19 protein-coding genes are annotated in these 21,783 nt (G+C 66.6%); 5 read left to right on the plus strand and 14 right to left on the minus strand.

Annotation, left to right across the window (positions count from 1 at the left end):
• Position 1 precedes the first annotated feature (1 nt).
• Together GJV26_RS04525 and GJV26_RS04530 are read left to right on the plus strand one after the other, a co-directional pair.
• On the plus strand, positions 2–709 hold the full coding sequence (locus GJV26_RS04525; RefSeq protein WP_155707785.1) for a Smr/MutS family protein: 708 nt from the start codon (positions 2–4) through the stop codon (positions 707–709).
• A 267-nt stretch (positions 710–976) separates the two neighbouring features.
• The gene (locus GJV26_RS04530; protein ID WP_155707786.1) at positions 977–1,603 is read left to right on the plus strand and encodes a trimeric intracellular cation channel family protein; all 627 of its coding nucleotides are present in this window, start codon (positions 977–979) and stop codon (positions 1,601–1,603) included.
• Between the two features lie 60 nt (positions 1,604–1,663).
• Here the strand turns inward: GJV26_RS04530 and GJV26_RS04535 are convergent, their stop codons facing one another.
• From GJV26_RS04535 to GJV26_RS04545, 3 genes are all read right to left on the minus strand, one after another.
• A complete protein-coding gene (locus tag GJV26_RS04535; protein WP_107141586.1) occupies positions 1,664–2,002 on the minus strand; it encodes a P-II family nitrogen regulator in 339 nt (112 codons plus the stop codon).
• Positions 2,003–2,029: 27 nt separating this feature from the next.
• The gene (locus GJV26_RS04540) at positions 2,030–4,084 is read right to left on the minus strand and encodes an NAD(+) synthase (protein WP_155707787.1); all 2,055 of its coding nucleotides are present in this window, start codon (positions 4,082–4,084) and stop codon (positions 2,030–2,032) included.
• A gap of 111 nt (positions 4,085–4,195) precedes the next feature.
• Positions 4,196–6,367 (minus strand): TonB-dependent receptor plug domain-containing protein, encoded by a 2,172-nt coding sequence (locus GJV26_RS04545; RefSeq protein WP_155707788.1) that lies wholly within the window; start codon positions 6,365–6,367, stop codon positions 4,196–4,198.
• Between the two features lie 215 nt (positions 6,368–6,582).
• On the opposite strand from GJV26_RS04545, the gene GJV26_RS04550 reads away from it, so the two are divergent.
• Positions 6,583–7,725, plus strand: a complete 1,143-nt coding sequence (locus tag GJV26_RS04550; RefSeq protein WP_155707789.1) for a GNAT family N-acetyltransferase — start codon at positions 6,583–6,585, stop codon at positions 7,723–7,725.
• 66 nt (positions 7,726–7,791) lie between these two features.
• Here the strand turns inward: GJV26_RS04550 and GJV26_RS04555 are convergent, their stop codons facing one another.
• The 7 genes from GJV26_RS04555 to GJV26_RS04585 form a co-directional block, all read right to left on the minus strand.
• Complete coding sequence (locus GJV26_RS04555) at positions 7,792–8,106, minus strand: hypothetical protein (protein ID WP_155707790.1); 315 nt, start codon at positions 8,104–8,106, stop codon at positions 7,792–7,794.
• 153 nt (positions 8,107–8,259) lie between these two features.
• Entirely contained in the window at positions 8,260–9,231 is a 972-nt protein-coding gene (locus GJV26_RS04560) for a PfkB family carbohydrate kinase (RefSeq protein ID WP_155707791.1), read from the minus strand.
• Positions 9,210–10,469, minus strand: a complete 1,260-nt coding sequence (locus tag GJV26_RS04565) for an ROK family transcriptional regulator (protein WP_155707792.1) — start codon at positions 10,467–10,469, stop codon at positions 9,210–9,212. Before GJV26_RS04565 ends, GJV26_RS04560 begins: the two co-directional genes overlap by 22 nt.
• Positions 10,469–10,921, minus strand: coding sequence for an RbsD/FucU family protein (locus tag GJV26_RS04570; RefSeq protein WP_155707793.1), 453 nt, complete (start codon positions 10,919–10,921; stop codon positions 10,469–10,471). Before GJV26_RS04570 ends, GJV26_RS04565 begins: the two co-directional genes overlap by 1 nt.
• Positions 10,914–11,708 (minus strand): ATP-binding cassette domain-containing protein, encoded by a 795-nt coding sequence (locus tag GJV26_RS04575; protein WP_155707794.1) that lies wholly within the window; start codon positions 11,706–11,708, stop codon positions 10,914–10,916. The genes GJV26_RS04570 and GJV26_RS04575 overlap by 8 nt, the downstream gene beginning before the upstream one ends.
• A 2-nt stretch (positions 11,709–11,710) precedes the next feature.
• Positions 11,711–12,616, minus strand: coding sequence for an ABC transporter permease (locus GJV26_RS04580; protein ID WP_229419539.1), 906 nt, complete (start codon positions 12,614–12,616; stop codon positions 11,711–11,713).
• A gap of 235 nt (positions 12,617–12,851) precedes the next feature.
• On the minus strand, positions 12,852–13,844 hold the full coding sequence (locus tag GJV26_RS04585; RefSeq protein WP_155707795.1) for a sugar ABC transporter substrate-binding protein: 993 nt from the start codon (positions 13,842–13,844) through the stop codon (positions 12,852–12,854).
• A 222-nt stretch (positions 13,845–14,066) separates the two neighbouring features.
• On the opposite strand from GJV26_RS04585, the gene GJV26_RS04590 reads away from it, so the two are divergent.
• Positions 14,067–14,753 carry a nucleoside/nucleotide kinase family protein gene (locus GJV26_RS04590; protein WP_155707796.1) on the plus strand — a complete coding sequence of 229 codons (687 nt, stop codon included), beginning with the start codon at positions 14,067–14,069 and terminating at the stop codon, positions 14,751–14,753.
• Positions 14,754–14,783: 30 nt separating this feature from the next.
• Here the strand turns inward: GJV26_RS04590 and GJV26_RS04595 are convergent, their stop codons facing one another.
• The 3 genes from GJV26_RS04595 to GJV26_RS04605 all read right to left on the minus strand — a co-directional run bounded on the left by GJV26_RS04595 (position 14,784) and on the right by GJV26_RS04605 (position 19,997).
• The gene (locus GJV26_RS04595) at positions 14,784–17,900 is read right to left on the minus strand and encodes a TonB-dependent receptor (RefSeq protein ID WP_155707797.1); all 3,117 of its coding nucleotides are present in this window, start codon (positions 17,898–17,900) and stop codon (positions 14,784–14,786) included.
• Between the two features lie 222 nt (positions 17,901–18,122).
• The gene (locus tag GJV26_RS04600; RefSeq protein WP_155707798.1) at positions 18,123–19,283 is read right to left on the minus strand and encodes a serine hydrolase domain-containing protein; all 1,161 of its coding nucleotides are present in this window, start codon (positions 19,281–19,283) and stop codon (positions 18,123–18,125) included.
• 78 nt (positions 19,284–19,361) lie between these two features.
• Complete coding sequence (locus tag GJV26_RS04605; RefSeq protein WP_155707799.1) at positions 19,362–19,997, minus strand: hypothetical protein; 636 nt, start codon at positions 19,995–19,997, stop codon at positions 19,362–19,364.
• Between GJV26_RS04605 and GJV26_RS04610 the strand changes: the two genes are divergently transcribed.
• A complete protein-coding gene (locus GJV26_RS04610; protein WP_155707800.1) occupies positions 19,996–20,301 on the plus strand; it encodes a GNAT family N-acetyltransferase in 306 nt (101 codons plus the stop codon). The two genes, GJV26_RS04605 and GJV26_RS04610, sit on opposite strands and share 2 nt — an antisense overlap.
• 53 nt (positions 20,302–20,354) lie before the next feature.
• Here the strand turns inward: GJV26_RS04610 and GJV26_RS04615 are convergent, their stop codons facing one another.
• Positions 20,355–21,782, minus strand: coding sequence for a sulfatase family protein (locus tag GJV26_RS04615; protein WP_155707801.1), 1,428 nt, complete (start codon positions 21,780–21,782; stop codon positions 20,355–20,357).
• Between the last annotated feature and the right edge of the window lies 1 nt (position 21,783).

The following is a 21,783-nucleotide window of genomic DNA, read 5'->3' on the forward strand; positions in this document are numbered from 1 at the left end:
CATGGCGCGCGGATTGAAAAGCTTCGAAGACCTGAAGGTTCTCGGCAAGCAGCTCAAGGAGGGGGCCGCCGAGCGCGCCGCGGCCGAGGCCGAGCGCCTTGCCGAGGAAGCCGCGCGCATCGAGCGCGAAAAGCAGAAAGTGGCCGAGGCCGGCATGTTCCGTACCACGATGAAGGGCGTGAACAAGCTGCCGGAGTCGAACCGCTACGTGCCGCAATTGCCCAAGCCCGTCATCGCCCCGCCGCCGGCCCCGAAGCGCAAGCTGACGGCCACCGAGCAAAAGAACGACGATGCGGCCGTGCTGCGCGAATCGCTGTCGGACCTGTTCGGCGTCGAGCACTACATGGAAGAAGAACCGTCGCTGAACTACCTCGCCCCCGGGGTCGGCAGCGACGTGATGAAGCGGCTGCGCAAGAACTACTGGCCGGTGCAGGACGAGCTCGACCTGCACGGCCTGCGCCGCGACGATGCCCGCAACGCCCTCGCCGGCTTCCTGGGCCGCGCCGTGCAGCGCAACCAGCGTTGCGTGTGCGTGATCCACGGTCGCGGCTTCGGCTCGCGCGGCGGCGAACCCGTGCTCAAGTCGATGGTGCACAGCTGGCTGGTGCAGACCGACGGCGTCATCGCCTTCTGCCAGGCGCATGCCGCCGAGGGCGGCGAAGGCGCGCTGATCGTGCTGCTGCGGGCCGCGCTGCGGCCGGAGCGCTGAGGCGGCGATTCCTGCGGGCGTGGTGTCCGGGCATGGTGTCGGACACCGGCTTCATCGGTGTCGGACACCGGTTTTCTCCCGGATGCTTCCAATGAAAACCGGTGTCCGACACCAGAAGGCCGGTGTCCGAAACCAGCGGCTCCACCGGACCTGGTGTCGGACACCGCTTTTAACTCAGCGGCTCCTGCCCTTGCACGGGCCACCGCTTTTCCCCTTGCAGTCTTCCTTTTCTGTTAACCTGTGCCCATCCTCCCCTGATGAGCCCGCATGAAAATCGTCCCGCACGTTTCCCTCGTTACCGTCATCGAAGTGATCGCGATCCTCGTCGGGGCGTTCTCGGGATTCGTGGAGGCGCGGCGCAAGCGGATGGATATCGTGGGGGTCATCATCGTGGCGTTCATCGCCGCGTTCGGCGGCGGCACGCTGCGCGACATCCTGCTCGACAAGCGGCCCCTGTTCTGGGTGCAGCACCAGGAATACACCATCCTGCTGTTCGTGCTGGCGCTGGCGGTGGCGCCGTTCATGAAGCACCTGCGGCACATCGTGTCGGAGCGCCTGATCGTGGTGGCCGATGCGATGGGGCTGGGGCTGTTCGCCGTGGCCGGCGTGTCGCAGGCGCTGGCGGCGCAGATGCCGATCTTCATCGCCGCGATGATGGGCGTGATCACGGGGATCTTCGGCGGCGTGCTGCGCGACATCGTCTGCAACGAGGTGCCGATGGTGTTCAGGGACGGCAAGCCCTACGCGATCTGCGCATTCTTCGGCTGCTGGCTGTACATCCTGCTGCGGCAGGTGAACGTGACAGAAGATATCGCGCTGTGGTCATCCGCCGCAACGATCACGCTGCTGCGGCTGATCACGTGGAAATTCGACCTGCGCGTCGGGAGACCATGAAGCTCGAACCAGTGTCGGACACCATTTCAAGCAAGCTCGAAATGGTGTCCGACACTAAAATCAGACGGCGTCCGGCCCCGTCTCGCCGGTACGTATCCGCACCACCTGCTCCACGTTCTGCACGAAGATCTTGCCGTCGCCGATCTTGCCGGTGCGGGCGGCCTTGATGATGGCGTCGACCACCTGCTCGGCCACGCCGTCGTCCACCACCACTTCCACCTTCACCTTCGGCAGGAAGTCGACCACGTATTCGGCGCCCCGATACAGCTCGGTATGGCCCTTCTGGCGGCCGAAGCCCTTGACTTCGGTGACGGTCAGGCCGGTCACGTTCACCTCGGCCAGCGCTTCGCGCACTTCGTCCAGCTTGAAGGGCTTGATAACGGCGGTAATCTGTTTCATGGCATTCTCCTTATAGAAATTGTTGGGTCAGGCATCCGGCACGGTCTTGAGGTTTTCCAGCCACACCACCGATTCCGAATCGCTCGGTGCGCGCCAGTCGCCCCGCGGCGACAGCGATCCGCCCGAGCCCACCTTGGGCGCGTTCGGCACGCAGCTGCGCTTGAACTGGCTGGTCTGGAAGAAGCGGCGCAGGAAGATGCCGAGATTATGCTTGATGTCCTTGAGGGCATACTGGTTGCGCACCACGTGCGCATCGTCCGGCCAGGCGCCGGTGGAACGGTCCTTCCACGCATGCAGCGCCAGGAAGGCCACCTTGCTTGGCGCGAAGCCGAAGCGCAGCGTGTAATACAGGTTGAAGTCCTGCAGTTCGTAGGGGCCGATCACGCTTTGCGTGCTCTGCGCCGGCGCGGTGTCATTTGCCTTGCCCGGCACCAGCTCGGGGCTGATCTCCGTGTCGACGACATCGATCAGCACCTGCGAATCGGCCTCGCCGAACTGGCGGCTCTCGGCCACCCAGCGCACCAGGTGCGAGATCAGCGTCTTGGGCACGCTGGCGTTCACGTTGTAGTGCGACATATGATCGCCCACGCCGTACGTGCACCAGCCCAGCGCCAGCTCGGACAGGTCGCCGGTGCCCACCACGATGCCGTTGTGGTGATTGGCCAGCCGGAACAGGTGGCTGGTGCGCTCGCCGGCCTGCACGTTCTCGAACGTGACATCGTATTCTTCCCTGCCCTCCGAGTACGGGTGGCCGATATCCTTCAGCATCTGGATGCAGCTCGGGCGGATGTCGATCTCGTGCGCCGTGGCGCCGACGAAGTCCATCAGTTTCCGCGCCTGGTCCAGCGTGCGCCTGCTGGTGGCGAAGCCGGGCATCGTGTAGGCGAGGATGTTCGTGCGCGGCAGTTGCAGGCGGTCCATCGCCTTGGCGCAGACCAGCAGCGCGTGCGTGGAATCCAGGCCGCCGGAGATGCCGATCACCACCTTCTTCATGCCGCTGGCGGACAGCCGCTGCACGAGCGCCTGCACCTGGATGCTGTAGACCTCCATGCAGCGCTTGTCGCGCACGGCCGGGTTGGCCGGCACATACGGGTAACGGGCGACCGCGCGCTGCAGCGGCAGAACGTCCTGCACCGGCAGCTCGATCGCGAATTTCACCACGCGGAAGGCCGCCACCTGCTGCGCATGGCGCCGCACCGAGTCGCCCCACGTGTTGGTGCGCATGCGGTCGCGCGACAGCCGCTCCAGGTCCACGTCCGCGAAGATCACGTGCGAATCGTCCTGGAAGCGCTCCGCCTCGGACAGCATCTCGCCGTTTTCATAGATCAGCGCCTGGCCGTCCCACGCCAGGTCGGTGGTGGACTCGCCCCGGCCGGCGGACGAATACAGGTACGCCGCCATGCAGCGAGCCGACTGCTGCCCCACCAGCTGGTGCCGGTAATCGGATTTGCCGACGACGATGTTCGAGGCCGACAGGTTCACCAGCACGGTGGCGCCGGCCAGCGCCGCATACGACGACGGCGGCACGGGTACCCACACATCCTCGCAGATTTCGGCGTGGAACCGCAGCAGCGGCACGTTCGCCGCCTGGAACAGCAAATCGGCGCCGAACGGTACGCGCTGGCCCAGCAGTTCGATCTCCGTCGACACCGCCTCGTCGGCCGGGCTGAACTGCCGCGCTTCGTAGAACTCGTTGTAGTTGGGCAGGTAGACCTTCGGCACCGCGCCCAGGATGCGCCCGTTCGACACCACCACCGCGCAGTTGAACAGCCGGTGATCGACGCGCAGCGGCATGCCGACGATCATCGCCACCGGGATGCGGATCGACGCCTCGACGATCTTGTCCAGCGCCGCGTGCACCGTGTCGAGCAGCGCGCGCTGGTGGAACAGGTCGTCGCAGGTATAGGCCGACAGGCCCAGTTCCGGGAACGCCACCAGCACGCCGCCCTTCGCCGCCACCCCCTCGGCCAGCGCGATCGTCTGGGCGGCATTGTAGAGCGGGTCCGCCACGCGGCAGCGCGGCACGCCGACCGCGACGCGGACGAAATCATGGGTGTACAGATTGTGGAAGGATTGCGGCATGGGGAAGGTTCTTCACGGGATTGGCGAAGATTTTAACATCGACCTTCCGCCGGCGTGATCCCTTCCGGGCGGGGCGCCGCCCCCGACCGCGGCGGCGCCGGCACCCCCGTGTCAGAACTTGAGCTCGAGATTGGCGCCCAGCCGCGCCGAACCCTGCGTGCAGCTCGTGCTCCGGCCCACGCCGGCCGCATCCTCGTAGCGCGAGTAGCCATAGGTATCCTCGCCCAGTGCATTGTTCAGCGAGACGCGCAGCTGCAGGCCGGGATTGAACTTGACCAGCCAGTACAGATCCAGGTCGCGGCGCTGGAACTGCCGCACGGTCTGCTCGTCCGACACGCGCACCGGGCCGCCCCGCCGGTACGCGAAGCTGGCGCCCAGCGTGTTTTTCGCGCCGCGGTAATCGATGCCCAGGTTCGCCGTCAGCGGCACCTGCTGGTCGAGGCGGTTGTCCGGGCCCGGCACCGTGTCGACCTGCGACCAGTTCCTGTTGACGCTGGCGCGCACGTCCACCGCCGGCGCGTCCTTCATCACCGCCTTGAGGGGAAACTTCAGTTCCACGTCCAGCGAGCGCACGGTCGCATTGCCATCGTTCAGCGGCTGGTTCAGCCACAGGCCGCGGCTGTCCCGGGCGAGCCGCAGGCGGATGTAGTCGCGGATGCGCCGCTGCGACGTGCCCACCGAGAATACCGCGCCCGGCGTCCAGAAATGTTCGTACGTCAGGTCGATGCCGTTCGCCAGTTCGGGGCGCAGGTCCGGGTTGCCGCTCCAATCCGGATTGAAGCGCGTGTTCTCGGCCGATTCGTTGCGGCGCGCCGTCAGCTGCTGGATCGTCGGCGCCTTGTACGTGCGTGTCAGCGCCATGCGCAACTGGCGGCCGCTCTTGTCCGGGAACTTGTACAGCGTCTGCGCCACGGGGCTTGGCACGTGACTCTTCGACCGCGTGGCCTGCAGGCCGGTGCCTTCGCTGTCCGTGCGGATGGCTTCCCACCGCGCACCCAGGTAGATCGACCAGTCCTTCGTCACGTTCCATTCGTCCTGCCCATAGGCGGCGTAGCGCAGCACACGCGGCCTGAAGCGCTCGGGGAAGACATCCGGCGCCGCGCCGGCGAATTCTTCCACGCGCAACACGTCCTCGGTGGTCTGCTGCCGGTTGACTTCCCAGCCGGCCGACAGCGCATGGCCTTCCCCCATCGCGCGCGAGTACTTGCCGGTGCTGCTCCATGTGCCGTGGCGGGCCCGCGTATCGACGTCGCGCAGCCGCGTGACGGCATCGTCGGCGGTGCTCCAGTCCGTCGCCGAATCGCCATGCGTGCGCCCTTGCGACGTGCTCACCTTCGCATCGAGCTTGCCGCCGGCCAGCCTGGCCACCCAGTTCGCCTCGAGGCCGAAGAAGCGCGACCGGTCGCTGTTGCGGCTGGTCGAATCGGCATAGTCGATCGTGGCGAAACGGCCGATCCGGTTCGTGTACGCGGTGGCGTAGTCGCTCTTCGCGCGCCCCACCTGCACGAAGCCGTTGACGTTGAGCTGCTCGTCGCCGGGCAGCTTCCACGAGAGGCGCGGCTGCACGCCGAAAAAGGTGTTGCCGGCCGCTGCCCTGCGGTTCCAGTCGCGCAGTTGCGACAAGGTACCCTGCGGCGTGGTGAAGTCGTCGGTGCCGCCGCTCGGCGTATCGCGCAGCGAACGGCCGATCACCGAATTCAGGTACCACGACAGGTTGCCGGCGCGGTCGGCCAGCGTGCCGAGCAGCATTGCATCCTTCTGCTCGTCGGCATGCGATACGTTTACCCGCAGGTCGCGCTGCGTCTTCGCCACCACTTTCTTCAGCACCACATTGACCGTGCCGGCAATGGCCTGCATCGAATACTCGGCGCTGGCGGCGCGGATCACCTCGATTTTCTCGATCTGTTCCGGCGGCAGGTTTTCCAGTGAAAAGCCCGGCGGCGGCCGTTCGCCATTGACCAGGAATTGCGTATAGCCGTTACCGAGCCCGCGCATGCGCACGCTGTTGCCGATCACGGTAACGCCCGGCGCGCGTTTCAATATGTCGAACACATTGGTATCGCCGTATTTCATGATCTCCGCATTGGAAATGATCGTCTTGCTCGCGGTATCGTCACGGCGCGGATCATAATCTTCCGGGGTTCCGTTGACTTCCACCTTCGTTATCGGCCTCTCCTCGGCCGGCGGCGTGGCCGGCGCCGGCGCAGGCGCTGGCCGCGCCTCTTGCGCGAGCGCGGGAACACCGATCGCGGCTATTAATACGGGAGTCAGTCTCGATAACATTTTTATTGGCGACAATTAAAGTCCGACGATTATGCCGGGGCGCCAGGAAAATAATCATTGAGATAAAAATAATCACCAGCCTGATTGGCGAGATATTAATGACGCCGGCTCCCGCCGGCACCGCTCATTCAAACAGCGGCCGGATGGATTATTCCGCTGCCGGCCATGGCGGCACGCGGCCGGCGCCACGCGCCGAACTCCCGTACAATGTTCCGATGAGCTTTCGAACCGCCGTCCTTACTTCGCTGTCGCAGGCAGGCGAAGCCGCCTGGACCGCGCTGCTGGCCTGCCAGGAGCCGGGCCGCGCACCGAATCCCTTCCTGTCCTATGCCTTCCTGCACGCCATGCATGAATCCGGCAGCGCCAGCGAGAAAACCGGCTGGCAGCCGCAATTCCTGGCGCTGTGGGACGGTACCGAGCTGGCCGCCGCGCTGCCTCTGTACGTCAAGTCCCATTCGTACGGCGAATATGTGTTCGACTGGGCCTGGGCCGATGCCTATCACCGCAACGGCGTGGAGTATTACCCCAAGCTGCTGTCGGCGATTCCGTTTACGCCGGTAACGGGTGCGCGGCTGATGGCGCGTGACGACAATGCGCGCGCCGCGCTGGTCGCGCTGCTGTGCGAACAGCAGGAGGCGGTGGGCGTGTCATCCACCCACGTGCTGTATCCGCCGCAGGCGCAGGCCGAGACGCTGCAGGGCGCCGGTTTCATGCTGCGCAGCGGCGTGCAGTTCCACTGGCTGAACGCGGGTTATGCGGACTTCGAGGCGTTCCTCGCCTCGCTGGAGCACAAGAAACGCAAGAACATCCGCGCCGAGCGGAGAAAAGTGCGCGAGGCCGGCGTGACGATGCGCCGCGTGCGCGGCGTGGACGCCACGGACGCGGACTGGCGTTTCTTCCACCGCTGCTACCGCAACACATACGCCGAGCACCGTTCGTCGCCGTACCTGAACCTCGACTTCTTCCAGCGCATCGGCGCCACGATGCCGGAAAATATCCTGCTGGTGATCGCCGAGCGCGATGGCGAGCCGATCGCCGCATCGCTGCTGATCCATACCGCGGACACGCTGTATGGCCGCTATTGGGGCGCGCTGGAGCACGTGCCCTGCCTGCATTTCGAGACCGCGTATTACCAGCCGCTGGAATTCTGCATCGAGCAGGGCATCGCCACCTTCGAGGGCGGCGCACAGGGCGAGCACAAGATGGCGCGCGGCTTCCTGCCCACGCGCACCTGGTCCGCGCACTGGCTGGCGCATCCGGCGTTCGCCGATGCGGTGGAACGTTTCCTGGAGCGGGAAAGCGGCGGGATCGATGCTTACATGGATGAGCTGAACGAGCGCAATCCGTTCAGGGAGTGATGCCCGAAAACGGGCGTGCTTCCCCGCCGCGAGGCACGCGCGCACTGGCGCGGTGCCCTGCCGCGTTCAGCGCAGCGCGACTTTGCTGTCGTCCTGGAGGTCGACGCCGCCGGGGCGGCCTTGCGGCGCGGGTTGCGCGGCGGCTTGCCGGTTGCGTTCCTTGTCCCCTGCCGATGGTTCCGGCCCGGAGCCATGCCGTGCTTCCGCTTCCCGCCTCGCCTCCTTGCCGTCGCCCGTGGCTTCCGCCACCGCGAGCACGAACAGCGATGGCGCACCGGCCACCGCGGAGCCCAATGAACTGGCTGCCGCGGCGCCGGTAACGACCGGCAGCAGCGCCAGCGCGAGCAGCACGCGCAATGTTGATGCGAATTGGTGAGCCATCGTACCCTCCTGTGCGGTGCGCAATGAAGCCATTTGCGATGCAAGAAAGGTGCCAGCTGCATCCGCCCGACGCGCCGCGCTGGCCGGCGGCCGCCGGGCGGCCCTGCCTCGCCGCGCGCCGCGCGCCGGGTCCGTGTCGCGGATCGGATCCCGTCAGGCGGCCAAGACTTCGGCGCCGCGCAGGAACCGCGTCACTTCCTCTTCCGTGGGCGGCTTGCAGCCTTCGCGCATGGCGTTCAGGCTGGCCGTGGCCACCGCGCGCCGGCCAGCCCGCTCCAGCGTGGCGGCATCGGCCTGCGCCAGCGCCGCCGGTGCCAGCAGGTTCGCCTGGGCCAGGCTTTGCACCAGCCCGGCCACGAAGCAGTCGCCGCAGCCCACCGTATCGATCACCGCCAGGCCGGCGGGCGTGCCCACGTTCACGGTGGCGCTGCGCGTGAGCAGCACCGCGCCCTCCGCGCCCAGCGTCAGCGCAACCAGGCAGGTATCCGGCGCCGCCAGCAGCAGGCGTGCCGCGTCGAGCGGCGCCAGTCCGTCGAAGCCCAGGTGCTGCAAGTCTTCCTCGCTGACCTTGACCAGGTGCGCCTGTGCCAGCACGCGCCGCACGCCGGCCGCGTAGCCGGCCAGGTCCGGGCAGGCCAGCGGCCGCATGTTCGCGTCGAGGGATATGAGCGCGCCGGCCGCCGCCGCCGCGGCGATGACCTGTTCGGTCTTCTGCAGGTCGGCCGGCAGCAGCGCCAGGCCGCCGGTGTGGAACAGGCGGGGCGTGGACGGAAGCAAGGCGCACGCCTGCTGCGGCGTGATGTCGCGGTCGGCCACGCCCTCGCGGTGGAAGGCGTAGCTGGGACTCCCGCCGGTATCGAGCGTGACGATGGCGAGCGACGTGGGATGGCTGCTGCGCTGTGCGCTGGCCAGCGTGACGCCGGCATCGTCCAGCAGGCGGGCAAAGCCGTTGCCGAAGCTGTCGACGGACAGCGGATTCAGGTAAGTCACCGGCATCGCCTGGCGTGCGCAGGCGATGGTGAAATTGCATACCGAGCCGCCCAGCGCGGCGGCGAAGCGGCCGTCCGGCATTTCGATCATGTCGACCAGCGCTTCGCCATACGTTACGACTGCATTGACTGCCATTGGGTGTCTCCGGATTTCAGAATTTTCAGGAACAGCTCGCGGTCCGGCGCGAAGTTCGCGTGCAGCGGCAGCAGGGCCGCGCCGACGGCGCGCGCATCGGCGCCGATGGTGCCGCCGAGCAGGTTGGGCCGCTGGGTACCTTCCCAGCTGTAGCACGCCAGGGCGGCATGGACGGCGTCCAGCAGGCGCGCGAGCAGTTGCGCGTGGGCCGAGCTGTCGATCACCACGTCGTCCAGGTCCAGCAGGCAGTTGGCGCTGTGGATCGCCAGCGCGATCGCGCGTGCCGCGTCGTCGAGCCAGGCCTCGGTATGAGGGAGCCAGGGTGCCTGCAGCGCGCGTTCGTCGAAGGTGGCGCCTACATCGAGGCCGGCGGCCGCGTACATCTGCTCCAGCCTGAACAGCGAGGCGGCGCTCAGCAGCTGGGCTGGCAGTGCGCGCATGTCGTGGGCGGCCACTTGCAGCGGCAACGAACCGAGGGCGCCGGCATTGCCGTGCGCGCCCGCATGCACGCTGCTGTTCAGTACCAGCCCGCCGCCGATGAACGTGCCGACGAAGACGTAAATGAAACTGCGCACGCTGCGCCCGCGGCCGGCCACGAGTTCGGCCACGCAGGCGGCCATGGTGTCCTTGGCGAAGGCCACCGGCAGCGTCGTCATGGCCTGGATGCGGGCACGGATGTCGATGCGGCCCCACTGGTCGGCCTGGCCGGGATCGCTGTTGAGCAGGGCCTGCCAGCCGCCCAGCCCCAGCGGTGCCGCCACGCCGATACCGGACAGGCGCGCCGCCCTGCCCGGCCCCAGCGTGGCCCGCATGGCGCGCAACTGGGTATCGATTTCCCCGAACAGCGTTTCCGGTTCCGGGTAGCGGTAGGCCAGGGAGGAACGCGCCCGCACCGCGCCGGCAAAGTCCACCAGCAGAACATCGACGCTGCGCCGGCCGACATTGATGCCGATGAAGAAGGCGCCGTCCGGGTCGAGCGCCATCGGCACCGAAGGCTGGCCCACCTTGCCGCGCACGGGCGCCAGCTTCTTCACCAGGCCCTCTTCATGCAGGCGGTTGATGATCAGCGAGACGGTCTGCGTGCTCAGGTTGGTCAGGCGGGCCAGGTCGGCCTTGGGCAGGCTGGCGTGCAGGCGGATCGCCTGCAGCACCACCCGCTCGTTGAACTGGCTCATGCCGGTCTGGTTGGAGCCGCGCGGGCGCAGCCAGTCGCGTTCTTCTTCGTAATTCGTGCTCATCAGAGTCCCGTTGCCGTGTCGATCACGCCCTTGCGCAGCAGGATATTCGCATACGGCTGCATTTCGCCGGTCTGCACGATGGCGAAGGCATTGCGTACCCGGTCGTAGAAGGCGAAGCGTTCGACCGCTTCGCACCGTTCGTGACCGGCCCCGCCCATGTGGTCGCACAGGGCCAGCGCGCGCTCCTGCACCGCCGAGCGGTAGCCGCGCGGCTGGTCGGAGACGGCCATGAAGGCCACCGGCCCCTCTTCCAGTTCCAGCGGCAATACCGACAGCACCGCCTTGCAGGCGCGCTCCAGGCCGATGCCAGGCAGCCGCAGCAACGGCTTGCCCCGGCCCAGCGTGGCGGCCGTGAAGTTGGCGTCGACGATGGCGATGGTGTCGCCATGGCCCATTTCCGCCAGTACCTTCAGCAGTTCCGGCGCCAGCAGCGGGTCGATCCCCTTAAGCATGGGCCAGCTCCGGCAGGTCGCGGGGATCCTTGGCGCCCGTCATGACGGCCACCGTGTCGGACATGGTGATGTGCTTCGGATCGACAACGGCCACGCGCTTGCCGAGCCGCTGGATGTGGATGCGGTCGGCGATCTCGAACACGTGCGGCATGTTGTGGCTGATCAGGATCACCGGCAGGCCGCGGTCGCGCACCCGGCGGATCAGTTCGAGCACCATGTTGCCCTCCTTGACGCCCAGCGCGGCGGTCGGTTCGTCGAGGATCACCACGTGTTTGGCGAAGGCCGTGCTGCGCGCCACCGCCACGCCCTGGCGCTGCCCGCCGGACAGCGTGCCGACGGCCTGCTGCATCGAGCGGATGCCGATCTTGAGGTCCTTCATGTGGCTGACCGCTTCGGCCAGCATGCGCTTCCGGTCGATCACGCGCAGCCACTTGCCGAGAAAGCCGGGGCGCAGGATCTCGCGGCCCAGGAACAGGTTTTCCGCGATCGTCATGGCCGGTGCCACGGCCAGGTCCTGGTACACGGTCTCGATGCCGTGGCGGCGCGCATCGATGGGCGACTTCATGCGCAACTGCCGGCCGTCCAGGTGCAGTTCGCCTTCGTCCGGCACGATGGCGCCGGACAGCGCCTTGATCAGCGAGGATTTGCCGGCGCCGTTGTCGCCGATGACGGCCAGGATTTCGCCGGCACGCAGGTCGAAATCGGTGCCGTCGAGGGCGGTCACGCCGCCATAGCGCTTGACCAGGCCGCGCGCGGTGAAGATCACGGGAGCTTCGGAAATGGACATGATCAGCCTTTCTTGTGGGTCAGTTGGTCGGCGGCGACCGCGAGGATCACGAGGATGCCGGTGACCAGGATCTGGTAGACGGAAGGAACGCCCATCAGCGTGAGGCCGTTGCGGAACACGCCGACGATCATCACGCCGATGAACGTGCCGACGATCGAACCGCGCCCGCCGAACAGGCTGGTGCCGCCCAATACCACGGCGGTGATGCTGTCCAGGTTATCGGTCTGGCCGCCCTGCGGATCGCCCACGCCCATGCGGGCCACCGACAGCATGGCCGCGATACCGTAGCACAGGCCGGCCAGCATGTACACGCCGACCAGCACGCGGCCGGTGGCAATGCCGGTCAGGCGCGCCGCTTCCGGATTGTTGCCCACGGCGTAGACGTGGCGCCCCGGCGCGGTCTCGCGCAGGAACAGGTAGGTCAGCACGTAGAGGCCCAGCATCAGCACGGTGCCGTAGGTGATGCTGGTGCCGCCGAGGCGGAAGGTATTGCCGAAGAACGTCATCGCTTCCGGCAGGCCGGTCACGGTCTGCGCCTGCGAGTAGATCTGCGTGGCGGCGAAGGCGATATTCATCGTGCCCAGCGTGACGATGAACGGCGGCAGCTTGATCGAGGTGACCAGCGCGCCATTGAGGTAGCCGATGGCGATGCAGACCAGCATGCCGCACGGGATCGCCAGGTACGGCGACAGGCCGTAGTCGACGGCGAACTTGGTGGCGACCACGGAGCCGAGCGCCATCGCCATGCCGCACGACAGGTCGATGCCGGCGGTGAGGATGATCAGGGTCTGGCCGATGGCGATCACGCCCACCACCATCACCTGCTGCAGGATCAGCGAGAAATTCTGGCCGGTGAGGAAGCGGTCGGACTGCGTGGAGAAGAAGATGACGGCGGCCAGCAGCGCCATGACCGGCCCCAGCACGGTGGCCGGCGGCAGCAGTTCCTTCAGTCGCGCGGAGACGGCTTTACCGGCGTCACGGCGGGCGCCGTGCGTGGGTGCGGCCATGTTGGCGGCAGGTACGGCTGCCTTCAGATGGAGACTCATGTTGTTCCTTTCGGTGACGATGACGAGATGGGGCCGGATGCGTCCCGGCATGCCGGGACGGGGGCCATTGCCCTTGTTGGCTCCCTGGATTGCCTCGCTACTTGCCCCAGCAGGCAGTCAGGCCGAAGGCGCTGTCCCGGCTCTCGACGCCGTCCTGCTTCCTGTCGGTGATCAGCGTGACGCCGGTATCGACATGGCCGGCCGCCTTCTTCCCGGTCTTCGCATAGGCGACCCCGGCATCCACCGCCAGGCCGGCCATTTTCAGCGGGTACTGCTGCGCGGTGGCCGCGATGACGCCGGCCTTGACGTCGCGCACGCCGGCGCAGCCGCCGTCGACCGAGACGATCAGCACGTTCTTCTCCCTGCCGGCCGCCTTCAGCGCCTTGTAGGCCCCCGCCGCGGCGGGTTCGTTGATGGTGTAGACCACGTTGATGCCCGGGTTCTTCTGCAGGCAGTTTTCCATCGCCGTCTGGCCCTTGGCCTGGTCGCCGAAGCTGTCCGCCATGCAGACCACGCCGGCGGTCCTGGCCAGCCCCGCCGTCTTCGGCGTGATGCCAGGCGCGCCGTAGCCGGCCAGGAAGCCGTTGTGACGGGCGATGCCGACCGGGTGGCCGGGAAACAGGTCGAGCGTGGCGATTTGCGCCGGCTTGCCGCCCATCGCGGTCCTGGCGTACTGGCCGATCAGCTGGCCGGCCTTGAAGTTGTCGGTGGCGAACAGCGCATCGGTCGCGTCCTGCGGGTCGGCCGGGCTGTCCAGCGCGATCACCATGATGCCCTGCTCGCGCGCTTTCCTGATCGCCGGGACGATGGCCCGGGAATCGTTGGGCGTGATCAGGATCGCCCTGGCGCCGGCGGAGATCATGTTTTCGATGGCCGTGACCTGCCCGGCGTTGTCGCCGTCGGACTTGCCCGCCGCCGTCAGCAATTTGGCGCCCTGCCGCTTGGCCGCGCTTTGCGCGCCCTCCTTCATCTTGACGAAGAAGGGATTGGTTTCGGTCTTGGTGATCAGGCCGACGATGGGTTCGGCGGCGAGCGCGGCGCCGGTGGTAGATGCGATCAAGGCGAGCGCGAAGCAACGCTTTGCTGTCATGCGGGTCTCCTGAAAAATTTTTTTATCTGGGATACGCCTTGGGTGGCGCTTGACGCAAATATAGGCCAGCTTAATTAATAAATCAATCAGTTTTATTTATTAGTTGTGGCTTGCGCGCCAAGGTTGCATCGCCCCCGTTCGAGAGCTTGACCGGGCCTGGCGGGCGCCGCTAAGCTGCGCGGCAACGCGGGTGTTTCTTCCCGCTCATCAAAGGAACGCCCGATGTCCAGCCCCACCGCGATACCTCCATCCCAGCTGCTGGCCGCCCTGCTGGCGCTGCGGCGGGGCCCCGGTCAGCGTGTCATCCTCGGCCTGGCGGGCGCGCCCGGCGCGGGCAAGTCCACCGTGGCCCGCCAGTTGGCCGATGCGCTGCCGGGGCGCGCGCTGGTCGTGCCGATGGATGGCTTTCACCTGGCCAATGCCGAGCTCGCGCGCCTGGGCCGCGCGGACCGCAAGGGCGCCGAGGATACGTTCGACAGTGCCGGCTACGTGGCATTGCTGGAGCGGCTTCGGCGCCGGCCGGCCGGCGAGACCGTGTATGCGCCCGACTATGTGCGCGGGCTGGAAGAAGGCGTGGCGGGCGCCATCGCCGTTCCGGAGGAAGTGGAACTCGTCATCACCGAGGGCAATTACCTGCTGCTCGAACACGGCCACTGGGCACGCGTGCGCCCGCTGCTCGATGCCGCCTGGTATGTGGACGTGGATGACGACCTGCGGCGCCGGCGCCTGGTCGAGCGCCACGTGCGTTTCGGACGCGGCGTCGAAGCGGCGCAGGCCTGGGTGGAGCACACCGACGAGCCGAATGCGCGCCGGATCGAGGCCAGCCGCGTGCATGCCGACCTGGTGTTGCGCACGGCGGCGGGCCGGCACGATGGTGCCGGCCCGCTGTTCCTGACTGCGCTTCACTGAAACCGGGCGGCGGGAAGCGGTGCAACAGGCTCAGAACTTGTAGGTCGCCCCCACGAAATAGCGCCGTCCCGACCACGCCAGCTCGTTGCGCCGCGACGTGGAACCGGCATTCAGGAACTGCCCTTCATCCGTCAGGTTCTTGCCTTCCACCGACAGGGTCAGGTTCTCCGTGGCGCGGAACTGCAGCTTGGCGTCCAGGAAGCCCGCCTTTTCGCCATATACCGGCAGCGAGGCGTTCGAGTCCACCGTGCCGGTGTAGTAACCGTCGCGGTAGTTGTAGGCGAGGCGCGCATTCCACTGGTCCTTGTCGTACCAGATGCCCACGTTATAGCTGTTGCGCGACATGCCGGGGTACGGCAGCACCGAGTTGTCCAGCGGGTTCAGCAGCTCCTTGCCGGCCGCGTAGTCGAAGCTCATGCGGGTGTAGTTGGCGTCCAGCCCCAGGCCGCTGAACAGGCCCGGCAGCATCGTCAGCGCCGTGCGGCCCGCCAGTTCCCAGCCCTTCGTCGTGGCGCCTTCGCTGTTGATCGACGTCTTCACGTCCCACCGCGTGCCGTCGCCGAACACGTCCACGTTCCCGATCGTCACGTCGTTCTGGATGTAGGTGCGGATATCCTTGCGGAAGAACGCCAGCGACAGCTGGCTGTCGGCCGACGGATACCACTCCACGCTGGCATCCTTGTTGGTGGCGCGGAACGGCTTCAGGTCCACATTGCCGGCGGTGCAGTCGTCGGCGCTGCCGTCGCCGCCGAACTGCGACTGGCCGCTGCCGGCGATGCAGCTGATGTTCGGCGTCATCTTGTCGATCAGCGGCCGCGCCATCACCTTGCCCCAGCCGATGCGGGCCACCAGCCTGTCCGGCACCAGCCAGCCGGCCAGGTTCACGCTCGGCAGCACGTCGCTGTACTTGTTCTCGTACGTGACGATCCGGTTGGCCTTGATGGTCTCGACGCGCACGCCGTTCGCATCGTTCGAATACACGCGGGACGACTGCAGGCCCGTGGCGCGGGTGCGGGTGCCGGCATAGCGCACGCCCACGTTGCCGTCCCATTCCACGCCGAACAGCTCGTGCGCGAAGTCGGCCCGCACGTAGAACGCGCGAATGCTTTCCTCCACGGCGAACTGCGGCGGCATCGGATACGACTTGCCGTCGCTGCCGATCGAGTTGCGCAGCAAGTCATGGTTATAGCGCGACAGGTCGAAGAACTGGGTGGAATTGGCGAAGCTCGGCGCCATCCAGCCGGTCGGGTAGCCCGACAGGCCGCCGTAGCCGTTCAGGAAGCTGCCCGGCGTGTTGGTGCGGATCGCATCCACCAGCGACGTCATCTGCCCCGCCGTCACATAGCGCGTGGTGTTGTTGGCGGTCAGCCCGGTGCCCGGGATGATGGCGCCGTTGTTCTGCAATGTACCGGTCTTGTTGAGCGGATTGTAGATGATCTCGTGCAGCACTTCCGGGCTGCGCACGATCACGTCGTCCGCCGTGCTGTTCGGATCGCCGGTGACCATGTAGCCGGTCCAGCGGTATTGCTCGGAAGTGGACTTGCGGCCCTGGCCGCCGAATGCGATCGACTTGAGGAACGGCAGGTTCGGCCGGTACTTGAAGTCCAGCTTGACCTGGTCTTCCGTGTTGTCGGTGAACGATGGCTGGTACTGCGACCGGATGCGGGTATAGGTGCTGCTGTCGTTCGGGTCGAAACCGGCCGGGAAGTTGAACTTCGGCAGGCCCTGGTCGTCCAGCGTCACCTTCAGGCCCGGGATGTTGCCGGCCATTGAGATCAGGTTGGTGTGCAGCTCGTAGAACGAATCGGTCTTGGCGACCAGGCCTTCGGCCGACCACTGGCTGTTCTTCCAGTTGAAACCGGCGGAACGGTAGTTCGAGTTGATGTTCAGCGCGAAGTCGCGAGCCGCCGTATCGAAGTTGTACGACGCGCCCTGCCCCGGCACGTTCTGGCACGTGCCGGCACTGAACTCCGTCATCACGTGATTGTTGAACGACATGCCCGGTGGCGTGACGCCGGCAGGCGGATTGGCGCACGTGGCCGTGGCGGACCCCGGCAGGATAGCGCCGTTGGCGCCATACGTGGGCGCCACGCCGCCCGTGGAGAAGCGGTTCAGCGAGCCGAAATCCGTCGTGTAGTTACGGTCGTTCAGCATCTGCTTCTGGTCGTTCTTGTTGTAGCGCGCCCAGACATCGAGGCCGGCGTTGACCTTGTACTGCGCGGTCAGCTCGGCCGAGGAGCGCTTGTGGTCGCGCGTCCAGATGCCGTAGCGCGGCACGCCCGGCGAGTAATCGTTCCACTGGCTCTCGCAGGCCGTCCTGTTGGCGCCGGTGAGCGCGGCGCAGCCGGCCTTGGTGCTCACCGCGGCCGCGGCGGAGTTCAGGCTGGTGTTGGTCTTGTCGGGCGAGAAATCCCAGTCGCGCAGGTAGCGCCAGTTACTGTTGCGCACGTAATCGTTCTGCGTGTAGACCTTGTCGTACACCAGGTTGGCCATCAGGCCCAGGCGGCCATCGAGGAACTTGTCGGCCAGCAGCAGGCTGCCGCGCGGCTGCACGGCGCCGCGGTTCGTGCTGTGCTCGCCTTCGAGCTTCACGACCACCGTGCGCTTCTTGAAGTCCAGCGGCATGTTGGTCTTGATGCTGACGGTGCCGCCGATGCCGCCCTCGGTCTGGTCGGCGGTCACGCCCTTGAACACGTCGATCGACTTGATCAGTTCGGCCGGCAGTTCGCGCAGCTCGGCGCCGCGCCCGGCCGTGCCGTTGGTGGAGAGCACGGACAACCCGTTGATCTCGATGCGGTTCAGGTTCGCTTCCACGCCGCGGATGTTCACCTGCGAGCCTTCGCCGAAATCGCGCGACAGCTGCACGCCGGTTACGCGCGACAGCGCCTCGCCCACGTTCTTGTCGGGGAATTCGCCGATATCCTCGGCCACGATCGAATCGACCACGGTGGCGGCGTTCTTCTTGCGGTCGATGGCCGAGGCCACCGAGGCGCGGGTGCCGGACACGACGACGACATTGGCGGTTTCCGCGGCGGGCGCCTGCTGCGCGCCGGCGGTGGGAATGGACAGCAGGGATACGGCGGTGGCTACGGCGGCGGCGCAAACGGTGGGACGGATGCGGTAGCGTGGGGGGCGGTTCGATGGCATCTCTCTGGTCTCCTGGATCTTATTATCAGCATGAAAGGTGGTTACCTTTCGAGCCGATTCTAGAAGAAGCGCGACGCCAGTTGAGCGGTACGGCGACAAACGGTCAGCGGGTTGACTGATAGCGGGCGAAAAGTATGAAGGCAACAACAAGCTGAAATATCAGCTTGCAGGCGGGTGTGACATGCGGTATATGGTCACGCTACCAGAGGGTTGCGAGCGCGGTCAGGGCTGGCCGTGCTGGCGACCGTATTCCCAGTGCCACGGCATGCCGGTATCGCCCAGCGCGGCCTGCACGATGCCTGCGAACGCCCGCTCGGCCCGCACGTCGTTGGACAGGATGACAACGCAGCGGCGCTGCGTGCGCAGGCACACCAGCATGTTGCCGGTGGAATCGTTGTGACCGCCCTTGAAGAAACCCGGTCCCTGCGGCCCCGTGAACGCGACCACGCCCAGGCCTGCGGCAAGGCCGGGTATCCGCTCCTCTGGCGGTGCTTCGGGCTGCAGCGTGGGGAACTGGGAGCGCGTGGTGACGGCAAGCGCGGGCCGCAGCAGTTCGTCATGCGCCGCCTTGCCCAAACCTTCGCCGTTCACCAGCGCCGTGGCGAAGCGGGCCATGTCGACGATCGTCGTATCCATCGAACCCGCCGCGCGCACGCGGCTGCGCTCGTCGTGCGGTGCCGGCTTGCCGTCGGCAGTCCAGCCGTCGGCCAGATTGCGGGCGAACGCCGCGCGCCAGACGAGGCTCGTGTCGCGCATGCCGAAGCGGTCGAATACGCGCCGCTGCAGTTCCGCGCCCACGTCCAGCCCCAATCCCCGTTCGAGGGCGAACTGCAGCAGGATGATGCCCTCGCCGGAATAGGCATACCGGCTGCCGGGTTCGAAGTGGATGCGCAGCTTGCCGTCCGGCTCGACGAAGGCGAAGTTCGCGAAGCCGGTCGCATGGGTGAGCGCCATGCGCGGCGTGATGCGACGCCAGCGCTCGTCGCCGCGCAGGTCGCCCCAGTTGCCGTAGGCGGCCAGGTTGCCGTAATCGGGCAGCGGCTGCGGCAGGAGGCTGGCGAGCGGCTGGTCGAGGTCCAGCTTTTTCTCGCCGGCCAGCTGCGCCACCAGGTAGGCGAACACCGTCTTGGTCAGCGAGGCGCCGTACATGATCGTGTCCGGCTCCAGCTTCGCGCCGGATGCATTGCGCTCGCCATACGTACGGATGAAGGCCGGCCTGCCGGGCTCGATGACGGCGACGGCCAGGCCGCGGGCGCCGGTGGCGCGCAGGCCGGACTCGATGGCGGTTTCGATCGCGGCGATCGGGGATGGCGGCGGTTCGGGCACCGCGCTGACGGCGGTCGCGAAGGATGCGGCTACGGCGCAGCAGAGCAATGTTTTCATGCTGACGGCTCCCGGTTGAAGGCCGCCCCCGGGCTGTGCGGGAAGCGGCGTCAAGGTTGTTGCGACGGTGCCGCTACATCACGATGATGTCAGGCGGCGATACAGCAGGATTGCGCCGGCAAGCAAGACGCCGCCTAAGCCGGTCACGACCAGGCGCCATGCCATTTCGCGTGCGACGCGGGACTTGATCCACCGGCGAGGTTCGGGCGGATGGGCCTGGTCCCATTCCGCCTGGTCGTCGGGGTGGATATACGTGTCGTCGAGGGAACGATAGGTTTCCCATTCGTCGCCGCGTACCCGGGCACCAAGGTATCCCGCCAGTTCGATCATCAGTTCGAGGAACCGGTCGCTCGGATTTGTCGCCCACAGTTCGTCGTCTTCCACGACCAGGATCTCGCTTTCGTCGTTCAGCGCCGGCGGGTACAGGCGGAGCTCACTGCCGGGACCGATGTCGAGACGTCCCGCCATGGGAACGATGGCGCGGCGCACCTCGTCTTCGGTGATCGGTTGCCGGATGCCCGCCTCGGTGCGGAGAATGGTGACGTGATAGCCCATCTGGCTGAGTTCCTCGAAAGATGGTTCCGTGTGACGACTGCCAGGCATCGCGGCACCGGATGACATCTCGACAGTGCAGTACCATGCTGCCATTTTAGCAACCATCACCTCACCTGTGCAGGCAGCCGGCCATGAGGTGCACAGAATGGAGCCGAACATGAGTCTTCACGTTATCACCGCCACTCCGACCCACGCGACAGTCATCGCATCGCTGATCACCGCGCTGACGCAGGAAATCTGCGACCGCTGCAACGACCAGTCGCAGTTCGAGCACAACGAAACGCTGACCAGCCAGTTATGCGCGCGCTGGATCGACGAGGGGATTTACACGGTACTGCTGGCCTGCAGCGGCGATCGCGCCGTGGGCGTGGTGACGATTGCGGAAATCCATGCATTGTATGCGGAGGGGAAGATCGGCATCATCCAGGAGTGTTACGTGCTGCCGGCGTACCGGAACCGCTGAGCCGCAGGTCCTGTCGGTCAAGGCGGATCGTGATCCGCCCTGCCCGCGCTGCGTCAGTCCGTCCCCTCCGGCGCATACTTGTCCGCCTGCGCCTTGCCGTTCACGCCGTGCGTGCGCACTTCCGCCGTGATCGGCAGCATGTCGGTATTCCACTGCTCCCACTGCGCCTTCAGGTCGGCCAGTTTTTCCGGATGCTTGCGGGCCAGGTTGGCGCGCTCGCGCTGGTCCTTCGACAGGTCGAACAGGAACTCGTTGCCGTTCAGCTTCAGGTACTTCCAGTCGCCGGCGCGCACGGCGCGCTGGGCATTGGCTTTATAGCGCCAGAATAGCGTGCGCTCGGCGGGCTTCTCTTCGCCGAGCAGCACCGGCAGCAGGTTCCTGCCGTCGGGCGGATGCGACGCGGCCGGTTCGGTGCCGGCGGCGGCCAGCAATGTCGGCAGCCAGTCCATGCTGATCGCGACCTGCTCGCTCACCTGCCCCGCCTTGATCTTCGCCGGCCAGCGGATGATGCCCGGCACGCGGATGCCGCCTTCGAGCAGTTCGGTTTTCTGGCCGGAGAACGGCCACGTCTTCGAGAAGCGCTCGCCGCCGTTGTCGCTGCTGAAGATCACGATCGTGTTCTCGGCCAGGCCCTTCTGCTCCAGCGTCTTCAGCACGCGGCCGATCGACGCATCCAGCGCCACCACCATCTTCGCGTAGGTGGCCAGGTCGCCGCCGTCGTAATGGAAGATGTTCGAGATCTGCTTCGAGGTTTCAGCGTCTTGCGGGCCTTCCCACGGCCAGTGCGGCGCCGTGTAGTGCAGCGACAGGAAGAACGGCTTGTCGGCCGAATGCTTCTTGATGTAGCCGGACGCGCGGTCGCCCAGCAGGTCGGTGTAGTAGCCCACCTCGGAGACCGGCGTCTCGCCCTCGTACAGATCTTCCTTCACGTTCGGGCCCACGCCCGGCTTGTGCGTGAAATAATCGATCGCGCCGCCATAGTTGCCGTAGAAGGTTTCATAGCCGCTCTTCAGCGGGCCGAAGTTCGGCAGCGAACCCAGGTGCCACTTGCCGAACAGCGCGGTGCGGTAGCCAGCGGCCTTCAGCAGCGAAGGCAGCGTGGGGTGATCCGGCGGCAGGCCGATCGTGTCCGAGGCGCCGTGGATCGGCTCTTCCAGGCCACCGCGCAGCCGGTACTGGTAGCGGCCCGTGATCAGGCCGAAGCGGGTGGCCGAGCAGACGGCGGAATTCGAATAGGCCTGGGTCAGGCGCAGGCCCTGGGCGGCCAGCTTGTCCAGGTTCGGCGTCCTGAAATCGGTATTGCCATAGACGGACAGGTCACCCCAGCCCAGGTCATCCGCGAGAATGAAAATGATGTTCGGCTTGCCTCCGGCGGCACCGCGCGCGGCCTTGCCGAGGGCGATGGCCGGCAGCACGGCCAGCGTGGACAAGCCGCCGACGACGGCGCGACGTTTCGGGTTGAAACTGCGATCGATGCTCATG

The organism is Pseudoduganella dura, from assembly GCF_009727155.1.
GTDB lineage: Bacteria > Pseudomonadota > Gammaproteobacteria > Burkholderiales > Burkholderiaceae_D > Rugamonas > Rugamonas dura.